At 61.2% G+C, this 15,508-nt stretch carries 14 protein-coding genes; 10 read left to right on the plus strand and 4 right to left on the minus strand.

Features of this window, described 5'->3' with window-relative positions:
• A partial coding sequence (locus AB4Y43_RS16560; RefSeq protein WP_368728255.1) for a hypothetical protein occupies positions 1-280 on the minus strand: 280 nt, incomplete at its 3' end.
• 295 nt (positions 281-575) lie between these two features.
• Between AB4Y43_RS16560 and AB4Y43_RS16565 the strand changes: the two genes are divergently transcribed.
• Complete coding sequence (locus AB4Y43_RS16565) at positions 576-2,474, plus strand: phage integrase family protein (RefSeq protein WP_368728256.1); 1,899 nt, start codon at positions 576-578, stop codon at positions 2,472-2,474.
• On the opposite strand, the gene AB4Y43_RS16570 is transcribed toward AB4Y43_RS16565, so the two are convergent.
• The 3 genes from AB4Y43_RS16570 to AB4Y43_RS16580 all read right to left on the minus strand — a co-directional run bounded on the left by AB4Y43_RS16570 (position 2,471) and on the right by AB4Y43_RS16580 (position 6,104).
• Positions 2,471-3,628 (minus strand): replication protein O, encoded by a 1,158-nt coding sequence (locus AB4Y43_RS16570; protein WP_368728257.1) that lies wholly within the window; start codon positions 3,626-3,628, stop codon positions 2,471-2,473. The two genes, AB4Y43_RS16565 and AB4Y43_RS16570, sit on opposite strands and share 4 nt — an antisense overlap.
• A gap of 248 nt (positions 3,629-3,876) precedes the next feature.
• A complete protein-coding gene (locus AB4Y43_RS16575) occupies positions 3,877-4,890 on the minus strand; it encodes a ParB/RepB/Spo0J family partition protein (protein ID WP_368728258.1) in 1,014 nt (337 codons plus the stop codon).
• A complete protein-coding gene (locus AB4Y43_RS16580) occupies positions 4,887-6,104 on the minus strand; it encodes a ParA family protein (protein WP_368728259.1) in 1,218 nt (405 codons plus the stop codon). Before AB4Y43_RS16580 ends, AB4Y43_RS16575 begins: the two co-directional genes overlap by 4 nt.
• A gap of 666 nt (positions 6,105-6,770) precedes the next feature.
• Between AB4Y43_RS16580 and AB4Y43_RS16585 the strand changes: the two genes are divergently transcribed.
• From AB4Y43_RS16585 to AB4Y43_RS16625, 9 genes are all read left to right on the plus strand, one after another.
• Complete coding sequence (locus tag AB4Y43_RS16585) at positions 6,771-7,799, plus strand: PRTRC system protein D (RefSeq protein WP_368728260.1); 1,029 nt, start codon at positions 6,771-6,773, stop codon at positions 7,797-7,799.
• On the plus strand, positions 7,778-8,170 hold the full coding sequence (locus tag AB4Y43_RS16590) for a hypothetical protein (RefSeq protein WP_368728261.1): 393 nt from the start codon (positions 7,778-7,780) through the stop codon (positions 8,168-8,170). Before AB4Y43_RS16585 ends, AB4Y43_RS16590 begins: the two co-directional genes overlap by 22 nt.
• An 847-nt stretch (positions 8,171-9,017) precedes the next feature.
• Positions 9,018-9,866, plus strand: coding sequence for a site-specific integrase (locus AB4Y43_RS16595; protein WP_368728262.1), 849 nt, complete (start codon positions 9,018-9,020; stop codon positions 9,864-9,866).
• Positions 9,867-10,734: 868 nt separating this feature from the next.
• Positions 10,735-11,076, plus strand: a complete 342-nt coding sequence (locus AB4Y43_RS16600) for a helix-turn-helix domain-containing protein (protein WP_368728263.1) — start codon at positions 10,735-10,737, stop codon at positions 11,074-11,076.
• Complete coding sequence (locus AB4Y43_RS16605) at positions 11,073-11,807, plus strand: DotI/IcmL family type IV secretion protein (protein ID WP_368728264.1); 735 nt, start codon at positions 11,073-11,075, stop codon at positions 11,805-11,807. The genes AB4Y43_RS16600 and AB4Y43_RS16605 overlap by 4 nt, the downstream gene beginning before the upstream one ends.
• A gap of 36 nt (positions 11,808-11,843) precedes the next feature.
• Entirely contained in the window at positions 11,844-12,140 is a 297-nt protein-coding gene (locus AB4Y43_RS16610; RefSeq protein ID WP_368728265.1) for a hypothetical protein, read from the plus strand.
• 10 nt (positions 12,141-12,150) lie between these two features.
• A complete protein-coding gene (locus AB4Y43_RS16615; protein WP_368728266.1) occupies positions 12,151-13,203 on the plus strand; it encodes a DotH/IcmK family type IV secretion protein in 1,053 nt (350 codons plus the stop codon).
• A 5-nt stretch (positions 13,204-13,208) separates the two neighbouring features.
• Positions 13,209-14,342, plus strand: a complete 1,134-nt coding sequence (locus AB4Y43_RS16620) for a DotG/IcmE/VirB10 family protein (protein ID WP_368728267.1) — start codon at positions 13,209-13,211, stop codon at positions 14,340-14,342.
• An 81-nt stretch (positions 14,343-14,423) separates the two neighbouring features.
• Positions 14,424-15,506, plus strand: coding sequence for a hypothetical protein (locus tag AB4Y43_RS16625; RefSeq protein ID WP_368728268.1), 1,083 nt, complete (start codon positions 14,424-14,426; stop codon positions 15,504-15,506).
• The last annotated feature ends 2 nt before the right edge of the window (positions 15,507-15,508 follow it).

Genomic DNA, 15,508 nt, shown 5'->3' on the forward strand with positions numbered 1-15,508 from the left:
CGCAAATTCGTTTGGCTTTCCACGCACCGAGCCGTGCATCCTCGAACTCCTTGAATGTCCGGTAATAGGGAATGCTGCTGGCGACGAGCCCCCCGAAGACTCCGGCAATCGCGAACGCCACCGCGCTGCCGTACGCCCAGGGCAACAGGGCGCCGTACGACAGTGCCCAATCCTTGTTTCCAAACACCGCGATGATCGCGCCGATCAGTGTGGTGTACATCCCAATGTGGAACTTGGTGTAGTCGTAAAGCGTCTTGAGGCGCTCGTCCATCGTGTCCATATTGGTCTCCTGTTCCCGCAAGGCGGCTGGAGCTGGGGCATTCAGAACAGACCCGGCCAGTAGCGAGAACTCTAGTTGATAACTGGAGCGCACCGTGCGCGCAAACGGACGTGTTGCCACCCTCGCCCGCTTTGCCGGGCTCGATTAGGGCTGATAATGTTTATTATCAGCCCTATATTATTCAGCGAAACAGGGCGCTTTCTGCAATACTTCAGGGGTTTCCGGCCGCTGCATAGCCCCGTCCATGGGCGCGCACCGGACGGTTAGTTGCGACCGACCCGATCAGGATCCTGTCATGGCCCAGCACACCCGCGTCGCTGACGCGCCGCGCCGCTACACGCGCACCGACTTCACGGCGCTACGCTTCCGCCTGAACCGCATGCCGGCCGCAAACATCATCGACCACGTCTATGGCGAGCACGAGCTGGCCGCGCGCGGCATCGGCCGCCCGCACGAGCTCGAGGCGTGGCTCGACGGCATGCGCGATCACCTGGTCGAACGCGTGTCGCTCTCGAATCCGCTGCTTTCGAAAACACTGGCTGACGCGCGCACCTACAACCGCTGGTCGCGCGCGGCGATCGACTTCCTCGTCAAGGCGGCTGACCAGGACGTCTCGCGTCCGGTGCCGGCCGATAGCGTCTCGGCGTGGCTCAAGCCCGTTGCGTTCCAGCCGCTGCGCCTCGAAGGCATCCAGACGCTCGGCGACCTGACGGCCTACATCAACGCACGCGGTCCCGGCTGGTTCCGCGGCGTCACGCGCATCGGCGCGGGCAAGGCCCGATCGATCGAACGGTGGCTCGCCGGCCACGCCGGCACGCTCGGCGCGCTGCGCCTCGAGGCGGAGCCCGTGCGCGGCGATCTGGTCGAGCTCGCGCCAGACACGGGAACGCATGCCGACGGCGCGGACCACGCAAACCCGCTCGTGCCACTGGTACCTTTGGAGCGCCTGCGCAGCATCGCCACCGCGCTCGACGGCCACACCGGGCTGAACCGCGCGCACGGCTTCTGCCTGATCAGTGCCCGCAACGACCTCGACGCAGTACGCGCCTACCTGTACCGGTTCCGGGAGCGTCCGAAGACCCATCGGGCCTACCAGAAGGAGCTCGAGCGGTTCCTGCTCTGGTGCGTGCGCGAGCGGCGCATCGCGCTCTCCAGCATTGGCACGGATGAATGCGAGGCGTACAAGGATTTCCTGGGCGACCTGCCCGGGGCCTGGACCGGCCCGCGTGCGCCACGCACGTCGTCGCGCTGGCGACCGTTCGCCGGCGCGCTGCTGCCGGTGTCGCAGCGCTACGCGATCCAGGCGCTGCGCTCGTTCTTCGACTGGCTCGTGAACGTGCGCTATCTGGGCGGCAACCCGTGGCACACCGTGGACGATCCGCCCGTGGACCAGCGCGAAACCCCGATGGCCATCGAGAAGGCCATTCCAGATGCACTGTGGACCGCCCTCACCTGCCCTGACGGCATCTTCGAACGCGTCTGCGCGCGACTGCCGTCGCCGCGCTCCGGGTCGGACACGAGGCCGATGCGACCCTGGGAAGCGGGGACGCTGGCCGTGCAGCTGCGCGTGGCGCGCGCCGCCGTGATGCTGATCGGCTTTTCCGGCATGCGCCGGGAGGAAGCGGCGCGCGTCACCCGCGATCGTTGCCGCCCTGTGCCGGAGACGGCTGACCAGACGGAGCCGCTCTGGGAAATCGCGGTGCTGGGCAAGCGCAGGAAGTGGCGAACGGTCTTCGTGCCCGCGCGCGTGATCGCCGCGCTGCGCGCTCACTGGCACGACCGGGGACTGGACTTCGATGCGCCGGAAGGCGCCCACCACGCCCTGCTCTCGCCGGTCGTTGTGGCGGCCCAGACCGACGCCGAGGCCAGACAGATCGAACGCGATCTCATAGGGGATCCATCCCTGACCGGCATCGGATTTGCACCGGACAACCTGTACCGCGTGGTCGTGACGGCGTTGGCGCGTATTGCGGGGGATGCCACGCTGGATCTGGGCGAAGCCGAGCGCACGCTGCTCCGTACCGCGCCGCACGCGCTGCGCCACACCTTCGCATCGGGCCTCGCCGCCAAGGGCGTACCGGTGGACGTCCTGCAGCGGCTGCTCGGCCACCTCTCCATCCAGACCACCACGATCTACGTGCGGGCCGAACGCACCCGGAGCATCCAGGAGCTGGCCCGGATCTACGGCGGCTAGGCGATCGCCCGTGCCGGGCCGACGGCCCCGCGCATACGCAGCGATGCCCGGAGCGTCGCGAAGCAGGCGTCACGCGCCTCCTTCGTGACCACCTGCAATCCACCCTCTTCTTCCGCCTCCGGCTTCGCCAGCACGGCCCCGCTCGAGAGCCCCTCTGCGAACCAGCGTCGCCACGATCCGGCTGCGACGCGTGGCCTGTCCTCGCCCAGGTGGTGCGACGTCAGGGTCGCCGCGTCAGACGAGACGTGATACCGGATCCTGCCGTCGGCGCTGACGAATTCCCGGCCAGCGCACTGCCCGACCAGATCGAGATCCTGTTTCTGTTCATGCAGCTCGCGCTGCGCGCCCGCTTCAGTGGCGCGTCGTTGCGCTGCCACGTGACGGAAATCGATCGGTCTGGCGAGCATCGCCTGCAGGTAGCGGATCGGCCGCTTTGCCGCCTTCAGGCTGTGCCAGATCGCCTCGACCACGTCGGACAGCAGCTTGCCCTGTTCCCGCGCCTCGCCCATGAGCCGGAAGATCAGGAATTTATGAAAACCCAGCGACCGAAGGCGCTCGAGGTCCTCAGGCAGTTCGCCGGCTGGTTGTCTCTTTTGAGAAGAAGCAGGGAGTAGATCTTCAGTAAACGGGGCTGCCGGATTGGCAGTCGGTGAGGCCGAAGAAGACGGCGCTTCGGCTGCTGCGGACTGCTCCTGTTCGGCGCTCGCGCGAGCTGGCCGGCGGCCTCGCGCGACGAGCTCGTCGGCGAAGCGGAGCAACCGGACTGCCTCGGGCGTCAGGTAGATGTACGCCGAATCGAAGCGGGCTCGTGGACCCTTGCGGATCTGCTCAGCGACAGTAATCAGCCCAGCCTCCACGAGATCCCTTTCCGCGCGAAACCAGGTGCGCTCGGAGATCCCGGCTCGCTCGGTGAGATAGGCGCGGCGGGCGAATACGGACGCTAGTGGCTTGCGGCAATCGACGGTCAGGGCGATGGCGGCGAGCGCGCAGCGCGCGCGTTGCGGGAGGGATTTGAGCTCCATGGCGCACTGTTGCGCGCGGAGTGTCTGGTACGGCAGATTGCGGGTAGACGGCTCGAAACCGGCCGCGGGGCAGGATTCAGGGGTGTGAGGGCGTACGTTACCCTCGCCAGCATTGGAATGCGCGATCAGCATCGTTCGATTTCCACAAATCGATACGAAACGCTTGACTACCGCGATTCCTGGCGTAGACTCCGATCCTGTGTGTGTGATCTGTCCGCTTGCAGGCGGGGAGTTTGCGCCAGGGCGATAACAAGCCCGTTTTTTCAAAAGCCTTGGGTTGCAGCCCAAGGCTTTTGTCTTTCATAGAGCGCTATGCGTCCATCTGGGTGCCTTTTCGTGATCTTTAGATTCCAAAGCCGTTGATTTTCAACGACTTTTTTTCAATCATTCTTGTCGGACTGTCCGGCCTTCGCCTCGGACTCCAGCACAGCACGAATTGCGGCGTGAACACGCTCCGCCTCCGCGTCAGATTGAAACTGGAGACGCAGGACATTGTTCGCGCGGCGCATCTGGCAGTAGACCGCCTTACCGATCTTGATCTTGTCCGAAACTGCGGCCGCGGCCGCGGGCTTTTCGCGAGCGTCGCCGCCCGATGCCAACTTCACGGCTTGGGATTGATCCACCTCTCCCGCCGCAAGCTTCTTAACCGCCGCAACGACCTGTTGATCACGGCCCTGCTTGGCGAGATTCGCGAGCGCGTAACCGGCGGTGGCGCCCAGCAGATCCGGACGCGCGTGCAACATGGAAATGACGTCGGGGGGCAAATGTTCAAAAGCGAAGAGAAAGGAGATCGTCGACTCTGAAAAGCCAGACAACTTTGCGAGTTGCGCTTGGGTCAGTTTCGGATTGCGATCTTGCTTGGCCTTAAATCCACGGTACTTCTCGTAGTCGGTCAGATCCGACTGCAAGAGGTTTGAGTAGAACGCGCCATCCTCCGCCTCGTCTTCGCTACCCTCTTGAGTAATTGCCCGAATCGTCGGCCGACCCAATTCTCGATATGCGTCAGTTCGGTGATGGCCGGCGAGAATCTCGTATTGGCCGTCTGCCAGTGGCGCGACAACGATCGGCTCGATGAGTGCATTGTTTCGGAGGTTCTCGCGCAGCTCTGCATATTTCTCCGCGGACTTGAAACGACGACGCCCTTTGACCTCGACCAGCTTGTCAAGGGCGACTTCAAACCCGCCCGGTGAGCCTTTTGCCACTTGCTCACGTAGCTCCCGGTTTTCCGCGGACATCTTCTCTAGCTGTTCGTCCTTCTCTGCCAAAAGTGGCATGGCGGCAAGGAATTGCCCCGGACCAGTTTTGGGCAGGTCACTTACGCTAGGCGCTCGCGGGTTTTTGCCCAGCGGTGCTATCGCAGCAGTTTTGGCCGCCATTCTGTCCTTGATGCTCATCTAGCCTCCAACTCTGCGCTCCAGAGCGCGAATATTTCCTGATCGATCATTTCCGCAAACCGGTCGTATGCTTCACGCGCACGCTGATAGGTTTTGTTGCTGCCCTCATATTTCGAAATGTCGTAGACCGTTCCGAATTCCGTCGATGCGCTTTGCGTGACGGTAGTCGTCGGAATCTCGATTGGCAGCACAAGTCGTTCGTAGGTGCGGTTAATCCACTCGCGGACCGCGTGAGTTGCCGCTTGGCTTGCATCGACCTTCGCAAGCAGGACGTGGATGAAATCGAATCGCTTGTTGAGATCCGGCACGATGGTCTTCATGCTGCGGGCCAGATCTGTGAATAGCGACCAGAACTGTGTCGAAGACGCATAGTCCAGTGCACTCGGCGGCGTCGGAACAATAAGTCCATCTGCAGCCATAAATGCATTGATCGTGACGTAGGACAACGCGGGTGGGGTGTCGATGATCACGACATCGTATTTGTCCAAAAGGGGCTCGAGACCCGTATTCAGCACATCCCAGAATTTGAATCCACGATCCTTGGACTGCTTGAAGGGAAGAAAGAACTCTGCGCTGAACAAGGCCGCGCTAGCGGGGATCAGATCAATTCCATCCCAATACGTTGGTTGAACCGCGTATTCGAGAGACGACTGTTCGCCATAGATCAAGGGGAGAATAGTCTGGTCTTCTGAGACCTCGCTGTCCGCTAAGATGCCATTAAGCGCACTGAGCGACGCCTGAGGATCCAGGTCAACGAGCAATACACTTCGACCGAAAAGCGACAATCCTTGGGCGAGCGTCTCAGCGGTTGTCGTCTTCGAAACGCCACCCTTAAAGTTGCCGATCGCAATCTTCTTTCCCTTTACGCCAGGTGGACGTTTGGGGAATGGGCCGACTTTCGTGACCCATTCGCGGGCCTCGGCCAGCGTGAACTCGCGGGTGCGAGGTAGAACGGTGCCCTGCGGCAGCTGGAGATCCGGTTTTTCCCAGTAATAATTGACCTTCTTGCGGTCAATGCGGCACAGCGAAGCCACTTGGGACGTTGTGAAAACGGGTGCGCGCTTGCGTGGATGAGGGGCGAGCATGCTCTCGCGAACGTTGACTAGCATCTCGCTCGCATTCTGGGCGATCGTTTCGATCTCCTCGAGCTCGATACCCTGAGGCACATGCCTGACGTACGGCGAAATGCTGACAATCGGTTTGGCCACTGCCATAGAATGGATCCCCTGCCGCTCTGACGGCACCCGGTTATTGGACGCTGGTTTCGCCATTCATCGATAACTTTGCCGCTGAATGGCGAATTTCGTCGAAATGTAAACGGTAAACGGGGCGCATGCAAGTTAACTTTTGCTTTTCTCCGATGCGCAAAGGCTCCATCCCGCGCCGGTTTCCTGGCGAAACCTCAGAAACTACGTGAAGAGCGCCCACCACAGATGGCGAGCTCCTTCGAAGACTCTGTCCCTCATGCGAAGGTGAATGACGCAGTGCGGCGTCATTCCGGCGTCAATTCAGCATCGACTAGTGCCCGGATTTGCCACGTGCGCAGTGAAAATTGAAATTGCGTGGAGTTCGCGTCGTCGCGGCGTCATTGTGGCGTCAATGCGGCGTTACTACGGTGCTCAACCGAGAAGCGCAAATGGTAGGGGAGTTCCACCCAAGCGCTCGGGTGTAATGACTCGCGTCAACGCCGCGTCACTGTGGCGTCATTGCCGCGTCGGCGCAGCGTCAACGTGATCTAAATCGAAAATCAATTCTGTATCATTACTACGATACGGTATTATGTGCAGCAATGACGCCGCGCGGCGTCACCTTGGCGTCAGGACCGCTTCACCTTGCATGGGGCAAGGGACAGCAGCACGCCAGACCTAGTGGAGAATCGAATGAGCAAACCGCTGATCGCCCGCGCCGTGGACGTGGGTTACGGAAACACCAAGTACACGACGGGCCACCTGCCGACCGACGACGGGGACGCCAGCTCGAACGAATTCTGCGAAATGTTTCCGTCGCTGACGCCGACGGCCCTCCCGAACGACCTCTCAGCAACGCTCGGCCAGAGCCGCGACACGGTGCGCATCGACCTCGAGGGTGGCGAACGCTTCGAGGTGGGCCGCGAAGTCCGCCTTGTGCTGGGCGGGGGCGCGCACGATCGCACGCTCGACGAGAACTTCTGCCTGTCGAGCCGCTACCTCGCGCTTGTGCTTGGCGCACTGAGCTACATGCAGGTCGACGAAGTCGATTGCCTCGTGCTCGGCCTGCCGCTGACCACCTACCAATCCAAGCGCGAGGCGCTTGAAAACTACATCGCCGGCGTGCACCGTCTGAACGACAAAACCGTGAAGATTCAAAAGGTTTCCGTCGTTCCGCAGCCGATGGGCGGGTTCTATGACTACGTGATACAGCACGACATGCTGGACGCAATGGAACACGAAAAGAACCTCATCATCGACCCCGGCTACTACACCCTGGACTGGGTTACGTCGGAGGGGACTCGGCCAATCGACGCGCGCTCGGCCGCTGTCAATGACTCGGGCGCTTCGACGATCCTGGCCGAGCTGCGCGCGGCGATCGAGCACGACATGCAGAAGGACCCCGGCGATATCTCGCGCATCGACGAGGCGATCCGCCTGAAAAGGCCGCTGAAAGTCCACGGACAGCCGGTCGATCTGGCGAAATACACCCCGCTCATCACGCAGCTCGCGGACAGCGCCGTGAACAAGCTGATTAGCGGCGCACGCGGCGTGGCCGATATCGACAATGTCATCGTGGTGGGTGGCGCAACGCACCTCTACCTGGACGCAATCAAGGCCCGGTTCCCCCATCATCAGGTCCACGTCGGTCAGCACCCGGTCTTTGCGAACGTGCGCGGCTTTCAAATGCTGGGTGAAGCATGGCTGAAAAAGAACGCCTGAGACTGAACGGCCACGTCAACCGCGCGCGGGATCAAGAGCTCTTCGACGCACTCAACTGCATGGATGATCGCTTGAGAATGGGCCGTTTGCGAGAGCTGGCGAACCTCGGCCTACGCGCGGAAGCCGTGCTCCGCGCAGGCACCGAGCGCAGGCTCGGCGAGCACATCGATGTGCTCGGCCAGAGCGCGCCGCCGGTGCCGAGAAGGCCGCAGCCGGCTCCTCAGCAGGTGGCGGAGACGCCGTCCGTGCAGCGTCCGGTAACGGCCCCTCACCCGGAGCCGTCGAGCAGCCAGGAGCCGATGCAAAGTCAGCCTGCTTCGAGTACCCGAAAACGCATGCTGGGCATGATCGACACCAGCATCATGAATTGACCAAGCCGGCCGTTACAGGACATCACTCCAATGTCATGTAACGGCCTTGTCAATTCGACGCGCGCGCAGGCGCTCGAGTGCGTCCCACAGCAGAATCCGACCGTCATTCGACGCCAGCAGCAAGCCACCCAGCGACGCAGATGCCACCATGAAGATGCTCGATTCCAACCTCGATTCGGCTGGCCAACGCGCGAGTGCACTCCCATGCGGCAACCGGCGCGCATGCCGCGGAGCACGACATCGGGCAGGGCGTGAGCAAGCCAGCTGCCACATCGAACCGGTAACCAACCAAACATGTACCCAGAAAAGATCGTTTTCGGACAACACCGGTATCTGTTCGTTTCTTGCCACGCAGTAGCCGTTACACGACACATTGCATGTTCGTGTAACGCGGCTATATGCGAATATAGCCGCCACCAGATACCTAACTGGTAACGAAAACAAACCCACTGCGAAACCGAACGGCCCGAAACCTGATTGAGCGGACAACGAACAGGGCGGAAAGCGATCGAATCGAGCACGGACAGAGCCGCCTCCAGATATGGGTGATACCGACTGGCGAGTGGAGTCGTAGGGGCACGAGCTCGAGCAGGTGGGATCCTGTCCAGCGCGCCATAGAGAGAGTGGCGACTGCGAGGCGACCGGTAGTGGTCGGCACAGCGATCAGCGCTTCCGCGTTCAGGATCCGTACCGGCCAGAAAGCAGACATCGTAAGAAGACGAATAAAACGAGGATCGCTCGCATGAGAAAAGATCGCGCAAGGCTGCAAACGAGAACCGAAGAAACCATCGCGAAGTACCTGAGCCGAGCGCGCGGGCTGCTTGCTCGTCTTGCGAGCGAACTGGGCATGCCGGAAGACGCGTGGCCAGAGCCCTCCAGTGTTGTCGAGTACCTGCGCCGGAATACCGCAAACTGGAAGTGGGCCACTTTCCGGCAGTATCAGGCGAGCCTCGCCTGCTTCTATGAACACGAAGCCGCAGAGCGCGGCGAGGCCGAGTTCGGCCGGATCGCTGAAGCGATCCGGCGGTTGCCCTGGCAAGACTGCAAACCGGAGAACGCCGTCGGCCAGACGTCGTCGAGAAAGCGGAAGGGCATCCCCGAGAACGACTTCAGTGTTCTGGTCGGCAATCTCGCAAATCCACGAAACGGCGGTCGCTGGTCTCAGGTCGCGGCCGCCTGGTTGCTCGCCGCGCTACCGACTGGCCTGCGTCCAGTCGAGTGGAAGCAGGCCACGCTGCAAGTCGATCTTGAGAGCGGGCAGGGCACATTGGAGGTCGTCAACGCAAAGGCGACGAATGGTCGCGCAAACGGCAAGAGCCGCACCATCGACCTGAAGCCCGAAGACGTGATTGTGGTGCACGCGCACCTCGAGGCCGTACGCGCCTTGACGAATCAGGGATACGCGTTCGAAACGATCCACGAGTGCTGTGCGGCCGAACTGCGTCGTGCGTGCAGACGCGTCTGGGGCAAGGAGTCTGCGAAGCGATTCTCCCTTTACTCGGCGCGGCACCAATTCTCGGCGAACATCAAGGCGCAGGAATCGCATGAGCGGGTGGCCGAGCTGCTCGGCCATGGGTCGGTACGAACGGCGCGCAGGCACTACGCCCCGCGCCGTAGTGCGTGGTTAAAGTGGCGCGACCAGAAGGACAAGCCGGCGGCCAAGCCGAACGCACCTGGCACCACGCGCGGCGGTTGAGGTTGCCTCCCGGTCGCATGCGTCGCTCGCGACACATGCGACCGGGAGGGTTTGCTGATGAAGCAATGACAGGGAAATGTAGGCTTCGCGTTTGTGCATGCAACGCGTGAATGCCGCGCGTTTCGAAGCTGCGCTCTAGATTAAGGCGGCGACGAAAATCCGAATATTCAATTCGCATAGTTTCAACCGCTCTGGATCGGGGTTTCACTTAAACCGCGGCCAACCACAATCGCGCATTACATGTAGTCGGCATAAAAAAAGATAAAGAAAACCCCATAAATGCCGTAAATGTTCTACAAAGCGAACTGAAATTTGTTGTAAGGCGCTGCAACCTTGTGGAACCCACGTCGTCGAGTCGCATGATTCGCTTCGTGTCCGCGCTAGCCGATGCCGGCGTGCCGCTCAAGCCGTACCAGCAGTCAATCACGGATGCCCCCTCAGCCCACGCAGTCATCTCGACCTGCGTGCCTCGATCCGGATAGTCAGTTCCTTGACCAGCAGCTCCACGCCCTCGTGTGGAGCTGCTTTTTGCGTTCCATGCGGGCAGCGACAGGTTTGAATTTGTTCTCTGCCTCTTTTGGTCCCCAATGCGTATTGGGTATTGACGGATGTCACAGAGAAACCTAGTTGCTTCGCAGATCTTCTCAAATTTTTCCCAATACGCAATTTGCTTGACGCGAAACTCGCGGTGCAGCTAGACTTCGCGTGAAGTTTGTATGATTGTAACGATACAAAATACTTATCTACGGGCGAAGCGGTAACACACACGGGGCCTACGCAGCACCATGAAGAGCTTGCTATGAGAAGAGCTGTAGGGGAAATCAAGTCGGGGCGGCTTCGGCCGAGCGTCAGGGACCGGGAGCTCGGCTTGACCTTGCTCCGTGCATTCAGGATCTTCCACAACCTGGACGCGACGAAAATTTGTCAGGAAGCGACCATTTCCAGAGGGCATCTGACACGGCTCGAGCAAGGCTCGATGCCAAGCCCGGAGGTGGCCGAAATCCTCGTTCGCGTTCTGAATGACGTGCGCTGTCTGTCTGCGCCGCAATTGCGCGAAACAGAGCTGCGTCGTGAGCGCCTCGAGGAAGCCCGGATCTTTATCCAGCACGCACGCCGGACCCACCCGAATTTCAAGGACGGGCGGCTTTGCGAAGATCATCTCCTCTATCCGGAGCGCTACGCTCTCGAACTCGCGGAGACGCAATCATGACGAATCCGCGACCGACTCAGGCAGCTGGGTCAGCCCAGAAGGGGAACGGGCAACCCAGTTCCGCGGGCATCCCTCCTGGGATGCACCCGGCGCTCGCGCTCATCACGCAGACGCTTTTCTACAAGTTCAGTTGGCCGAAGCTCCTTGCGAGCAATGTCGGTCTCGTGATCGCCCTCATTATTTCGCTGATCATCAATGGCATCCTGGTTACGCGAAAGCCGGACAACCATTACTTCTCGACGGATCCGCACGGCCGCATCACAGCACTAGTGCCTCTGGACGTCCCGCTTGTCAGCGACGAAGCCGTCGAGCAGTTCACGCAGGGCTGTGTGAGTCGCTCGTTCAGCCTCACGTTCGTTCCCGACCAGCTGCGCGAAAAGCTGAATTCGCTCCACGACTGCTACAGCGATGCCGGCTTCGCGGCACTCATGAAAGGCTTCGATGGTTCCAACCTGATCCAGAAGATCCGTCAGGACCGGATGGTATCGAGTGTCGTTGCCACTGCCGCCCCCGTGATCACTGCTGTCACGCCGGAAGCGCCGGGCGGATACGTGTGGACGGTGCAGGAGCCGATCACGATTACGCTTCAAAACCAGACCAGCCAACGTTCGTATCCGTTCATCGTGGAAGCATCTGTGCAGCGCGTATCGAACGTTGACAATCCGCAAGGTGTCTCGATCATCGCGACCCGCCTGATGTCGGGTAACAACAATTCCAGCCAGAACCAGTAGTAGTTCGAGCAGTCAAGAAACGCCGAGGACGACCAAATGTACTTGCCTGAAGATACGTCGAAAGAACCGAGCGACGATTTCCAACCACTGCCTACGATGGCCGATATCTGTCGCGATGGTCCGCACGGCAATCAGCACGTCCATCCGATTATGAGCGTTGAGGGGACCGACTGGCACGCCGAGTTCACCGATCTGGTGTCGGGCTTGTCGGCCGAGCGTCACGTCCTCGAGGAATTCCGCGACAGCGCGCCGACAAGCGCGACTGCGGCGTACGTTCAGGCGATCATTGATATCCGGACCGAGATCGCGGCTGTGACCGGTACTCCGTTCTAAGGGAGCACACATGCGGAGTCCTCGGTGCCTTCTCGTCGGCAGTCTGCTGATTGCATTCGGCGCAGCAGATATTGCAGACGCCCAAACTGCGAATCCTGCCAATGCAGGCGCAGCACAGGTTTTCACGCCAGGCGCAGCAGGTAGCGCGCAGGCTCCTGGAAGTGCAGGCGCAGCGAATCCCGGCTCCTCTGCTACCGCGGGCGCAACAGCGCAGCGTGGCGGGCAGGGTGTCGCCTACAGTAACCTCGCGACGCCGCAGCCTTTGCCTCCGCTCGAAGCGCCGAATCAATCAATTGCGAACTATGACGCAGCGGTCAATGCAGTGTCCCCGCTCACCGCTGACCAGATTCGGGCGCTGCGCAAACGGATCGACGATTCGCGTCGCGCGGCCAATGCGAGCCCGACGCGACCACCAAAGCCCGTTTATTCGACGCAGACCGTGGACCTTTCGCCTGGCGCGCCTCCACCGATTGTGCGCGTATCTGATCTCGGCTCAGCAGTGACATTCATCGATGCGGGCGGAAATCCGTGGGATATCGTCGAAGTCAACAATCTCGCCAAGGGTCGCTTCGACGTGCTGCATCCGGTTCCCAATGTGCCAACGATCACGATCACGGCACAAGGTGGATATGTGGAAGGGGACGTCGCCGTGTTCCTGAAGGGACTCTCATTCCCGGTCGTGCTCAAGATGGTTGCGGGTCAACGGGAGACGGACTATCGCATGGACGTCCGGATCCCCCGACGTGGCCCCAACGCAATCGCGCCCGCACGCTCGACGCCGGAGATCGGCCTACCCAGCGACGTGATGCAGGCGATCCTCGACGGAACGCAGACAACGCGCGATGCGACGCCGGTCAAGATGGAAAACGCACCGCAGGGCATGACAGCGTTTGCCGAAGGCGACCACATCATGCTGCGCACGAATCTGTTCCTCTCGAATCCGGCATTTTTTGGCTCGATCGCTGGTGCTGACGGCACCCATGTATATGACATTCCGCGCACGCCTGTCGTGACCGTCACGGAGAACGGTGTCGAGCGCAATGTGATTCTCGATTTGGAGTAAGGCGGATGGCCGAGAACAACCGAAAGATGCATCCGGGCTTCATGCGCAATTTGAAAGTCATCGGCGCGATCGTCGCGGTGGCTGCGGTGGGTGGAGTGCTCGTGTTCATGTCGGCAAAGAACAAGCCAGCAGACACCGCCCCGACGAATCTGCCGCCGACAATGAACGCGAAGGGCGGCAAGCCCTCTCCGGAGACGAAGCGATATTCCGATTCCCTGAACCAGGCGAACCAGGAGGGCCTCGCGCAGGCCGAGCGCTCCGGAGGGACTTTCGTTCCCGCGCTGTCCGATCGCAACGCCGAGATCAATGCCGCACTGGATGCGCGAGGGAGCCAACAGACGCAGCCGGCCCAACCCCAGAAGATCGACTACCAGACGCAACCCGGTCAGGCCGCAGCGCAACAGCTGCCGCCCCTACCTCAACCTGCAGCAGGTGTCGGCCAGGAAGTGAGTAGCCTGGCCACGCAGTGGACGACGTACCCCACACAGGAAGTGCTCGGCATTCAGAAGGAAGCTAGCACGACACCTGCTACCGGCGCGACGGCGGCAGCTGCCACGCCGGGCAGCTCTTCCACTGCCCCCAAGGTGGTTCTCATCCACGCGAACGACAAGTATTACGGGCACCTGGAGAACGCGATCAAAACCGACGCCCCCTCTGATTCGCTGATCACTATGGATCAGGGCCCCTGCAAGGGCGGGGAATTGCGTGGCGCGGGAAAGCTCACGGGCGAGGAAGTCACCGCCTCCTATACGGTCTTGACCTGTAACGGGCAAACGTACTCTGTGCAGGCCGAGGCGTTGAATGCCGACACGTTGAGTAACGCTCTCCCAGCCGATCTCGACCATCACGTTATTTCGCATATCGCTGTGCCGGCGCTGCTCGGCGCGATCGGTGCGGCCGGACAGGTTTTCGCGAACGCGGGAGCAACGATGACAACGAGCCCGCTTGGCGGAACGACGGTTGTACAGAGCACTTCACCCTCCGGCCGGCAGCTCGCCGGTGCCGCCGCATCAGGTGGTACGAATGGGGTTACCAGCGTCATCCAGAAAGTGAACGACGCCGTCCCGCAAATCACCGGAACGGTGAACGCGAACACGCCCGTAGTCGTGCTGTTCAAGGCCGACGTGGCAGCTCAATAAATAGCCGATCTGAAAGACTGTTTTCTACTTTGAATTATTCCGTATAATTACTTTGATACGAATTTTCGGAGCGCAGGCGCGATGACGACGATCACCGATCACTTCGACAGACATGTCGAGGATGCCGAATACAGAGACGCTTCGCCGCAGGAGCCCCACTGGAACGACGGCTCTGACGGCTTGCACGATCAAGGCGACCCGGCGACTGATACCGGCGAAATCGCAGCCCCCGTCAAGCCGAAGAGGAAAGGGCTCCCGACGCCGGTGCTCGTGATTGGCGGGATGGTCCTGTTCGGTGTCGGCATGACCGTGTACAAGGAGATGACCGCACCGGCGCGGCCTAACACTGCGGTTGTTTCTGCTAACGCAGGCGGCAGCGGAATGATTGGAGCGACCCGTCAGCCGTTTGCACAGCCGAGCGCACCTCTACCCGCACCGCAGGCTGCAGTGCCGCCTCAAAGCCAGGCGACAACCCCTTCAAATGCGATCCCGGATCCCGGCTTCGACGCGGCTTTGCCGACACAGCAGGTACAAGCATCGCGGGAAAGCTTCAATCCGTCGGCTTCGAGCGCTGCCGGCACAGGCGGCGGCCTCGTATCGAACTCGCCGAACGCGGCTGCGTTCGCTGGCCCCGCTTCGGTTAGCGATGTGGTCACGTCACAGCGGGCGCAGCCGAACACAACGCGAATGAATCCGACGAATGCGACTGCATCGGCTGCCGATGCAACAACAGGCAACGACGTTGCTGCCTCGCGCAGCGACAGGCAGCAGGCGGAAATCGATGTACTCAAGGCGCAGGTCCAGGCGCTGCGGACGCAACTCGACAATGCGCCGCATAGCTCGAGCGACGCTGGCGCAGCCGACGGCCTCACGTCGTCGACTCCGCCGGCCCATTCAACGAGCGCGAAGTTGCACAAGAAGAAGGGCACGCCGGCGAAGCACAAGCGCACCGCGAACATCGGGGATACGAAGACCGTTGTCGGTGCGTCTGCTCTGTCGAGCCTGCACATCAAGCAGGTGATTCCTGGACAAGGCTGGGTCGAGGACGAAAGCACTGGCAAGCAGCAGGTCGTTGCCGTCGGCGACAAGATCGGCAGCGCCCGCGTTACGAAAATCGATGCGGACAACTACAAAATTGTGACCACGGAAGGGGTGATCCAGTAATG

This window comes from Paraburkholderia sp. BR10872, from assembly GCF_040965835.1.
Classification (GTDB): Bacteria; Pseudomonadota; Gammaproteobacteria; order Burkholderiales; family Burkholderiaceae; genus Paraburkholderia; species Paraburkholderia nodosa_A.

Bases quoted from the DNA above. Each gene is read 5' to 3' on its own strand.
- AB4Y43_RS16565 (WP_368728256.1), top strand. From the start codon at position 576: ATGGCCCAGCACACCCGCGTCGCTGACGCGCCGCGCCGCTACACGCGC.
- AB4Y43_RS16570 (WP_368728257.1), bottom strand. From the start codon at position 3,628: ATGCTGATCGCGCATTCCAATGCTGGCGAGGGTAACGTACGCCCTCAC.
- AB4Y43_RS16575 (WP_368728258.1), bottom strand. From the start codon at position 4,890: ATGAGCATCAAGGACAGAATGGCGGCCAAAACTGCTGCGATAGCACCG.
- AB4Y43_RS16580 (WP_368728259.1), bottom strand. From the start codon at position 6,104: ATGGCAGTGGCCAAACCGATTGTCAGCATTTCGCCGTACGTCAGGCAT.
- AB4Y43_RS16585 (WP_368728260.1), top strand. From the start codon at position 6,771: ATGAGCAAACCGCTGATCGCCCGCGCCGTGGACGTGGGTTACGGAAAC.
- AB4Y43_RS16590 (WP_368728261.1), top strand. From the start codon at position 7,778: ATGGCTGAAAAAGAACGCCTGAGACTGAACGGCCACGTCAACCGCGCG.
- AB4Y43_RS16595 (WP_368728262.1), top strand. From the start codon at position 9,018: ATGCCGGAAGACGCGTGGCCAGAGCCCTCCAGTGTTGTCGAGTACCTG.
- AB4Y43_RS16605 (WP_368728264.1), top strand. From the start codon at position 11,073: ATGACGAATCCGCGACCGACTCAGGCAGCTGGGTCAGCCCAGAAGGGG.
- AB4Y43_RS16610 (WP_368728265.1), top strand. From the start codon at position 11,844: ATGTACTTGCCTGAAGATACGTCGAAAGAACCGAGCGACGATTTCCAA.
- AB4Y43_RS16615 (WP_368728266.1), top strand. From the start codon at position 12,151: ATGCGGAGTCCTCGGTGCCTTCTCGTCGGCAGTCTGCTGATTGCATTC.
- AB4Y43_RS16620 (WP_368728267.1), top strand. From the start codon at position 13,209: ATGGCCGAGAACAACCGAAAGATGCATCCGGGCTTCATGCGCAATTTG.
- AB4Y43_RS16625 (WP_368728268.1), top strand. From the start codon at position 14,424: ATGACGACGATCACCGATCACTTCGACAGACATGTCGAGGATGCCGAA.